Source organism: Dietzia massiliensis, assembly GCF_018390595.1.
Classification (GTDB): Bacteria; Actinomycetota; Actinomycetes; order Mycobacteriales; family Mycobacteriaceae; genus Dietzia; species Dietzia massiliensis.
The window spans coordinates 1-1802 of the sequence record NZ_JAHBAV010000120.1; the positions used below are offsets into that span (position 1 = coordinate 1).

2 protein-coding genes are annotated in these 1802 nt (G+C 74.2%); one reads left to right on the plus strand and one right to left on the minus strand.

Features of this window, described 5'->3' with window-relative positions; translation table 11 throughout:
- Window positions 1-129: 129 nt before the first annotated feature.
- Entirely contained in the window at window positions 130-711 is a 582-nt protein-coding gene (locus KHA85_RS16380; protein ID WP_213186619.1) for a YdcF family protein, read from the plus strand.
- Between the two features lie 7 nt (window positions 712-718).
- Here the strand turns inward: KHA85_RS16380 and KHA85_RS16385 are convergent, their stop codons facing one another.
- Window positions 719-1585 carry an oxygenase MpaB family protein gene (locus tag KHA85_RS16385; protein WP_100086344.1) on the minus strand — a complete coding sequence of 289 codons (867 nt, stop codon included), beginning with the start codon at window positions 1583-1585 and terminating at the stop codon, window positions 719-721.
- Between the last annotated feature and the right edge of the window lie 217 nt (window positions 1586-1802).

Here is a 1802-nt window from a genome sequence, read left to right on the forward strand (position 1 = left end):
GTCCGGGCGGGCCTGGGCGGCCGCCGGCCTGACGCCGCTGCCCGACTGGGACGACAGCCTGCGCGCCGCACTCGGAGCCGGGCCCGGGGCCGGGGGAGGGGACACCTCGTCGTCGTCACCCACACCGCGGTGACCCCGCGCCTCCACCGCCGATCCCGCCGCCGCGCCCTCCGCCGGGTCGCGGTCGGCGTCGGCGCGGCCGTGGTCGTCGCCGCGCTCGCCCTCACCGCCTGGGGCGCGTTCCTCCTCCAGCCCCACGGCGACGAGCCGGTGCGCGCCGACGCGGTCGTCATGCTCGCCGGCGCCGACGACGGCCGACACCTCTACGCCCGCGACCTCGTCGAGGCCGGCTACGCCGACACGCTGCTGGTGAGCAACCCCGGCGGCAATTCCGAGACCGTCGCCCGCCGGCTGTGCACGGGCATCGCCCGCCCCGCCGACGCCGAGGTGGTGTGCTTCTCGCCCGAACCGCGGACCACCTGGGGTGAGGCGCTCGCGGTGGACGCGATCGCGCGGGCCCGCGGGTGGGAGCGCGTCCTCGTCGTCACCAACCGCCCCCACACACTCCGCGCCGGGACGTGGGTGCGCAACGCCACCGACCTGGACGTGCGGATGACGCCCATCGACCGGGTCGACCGCGCGATGCTGCCCGTGCACCTGGTGTGGGAGGTCGCCGGGTGGATCAAGGGCCGCGTCAACGGCCACTGGTAACGCGGGGTCAGGCGCTCTGGGACCGCATCGACGACGGCACCGCGATCGGGGCGCGCGTGGTGAGCCGCGGCGACGTCAGCCCCTCGTGCGCGCGGGCGATCCGACCGAACACGGCGCTGCGGTCCATCGGCCGGTGCGGCAGATCCAACGCCCGCCGCACGTCCGACGGCACGAGGCTCGCGGCCGCGTCGACCACCGTCGTACACGACCGGTGCGCGGTCACCGAGTTCTCCGACACGCCCCGGCACGCCCGGGCGGTCTCCCGCAGCCGACGCGCCGCGCGACGCCCGGCGACCGTAGCTCGGGCACGGCCACGCGCGCCCCGCAGCAGCTGCTCGAGCTCACGAACGGTGGTGGGGAAGGCCCGCGCGCCCTGCAGCCGGGCCAGGCCCGCCCACTGGCACACGTACCGGTCCGACTCGGCCGGGGTGAGCGGCCGACCCGAGAACCGCTGGAACGCCGCGAGCAGCGCCCACGCCAGGGCGGCCTGCGCCCACTCCACCAACGCCGGGTCGGAACCGTAGTAGTAGTCCCCGTGCTCCGTGGTGCCGTTGAACGAGCTGCGGTCGCGGTGCGCGTGCTCGATCGTCACCATCGCGTCGTCGACGGTGCCGAACGTCGAGATCTCCACCAGGTCGTGCAGGTAGTCGTCCATCGTCCACGGGTTCTCGTCCGCACCGCACGCCACCATGACCGAGGCGTACGCGGGATCGGCGGACAGCATGAGCAGGCCGGTCGTGATGCCGATCGGCGTGGACGCGTCGCCGTGGACCCGCCAGATGGGGTCGCTCGACTGGAACCAGCGGGGGCCGGGGATGTCGAGGATCGAGCACACCGGCGAGTCCGCCGTACCGCGTGGAACTAGTGGTGACATGCACACACCCCGGGGTAGTGACGCCGCCCGAGGGGGGCGGCCGGATGGGACCTGTCGCAGACTCTAGCGCCCAGCCGCGCGCCAGAGAAGAAAAGACGGAGGGATCGCTGAGGAAATCCCATGAACGACCGACACACCGCTTACATCTAGGCTGGGCGGCGCACGCCACACGCATTCCGACCCCGAGGAGACGGCCGTGACCGCCACCCCCCTTCCC

Excerpts from the sequence above, each read along its gene's own strand:
- KHA85_RS16385 (WP_100086344.1), bottom strand. The coding sequence starts at position 1,585 with ATGTCACCACTAGTTCCACGCGGTACGGCGGACTCGCCGGTGTGCTCG.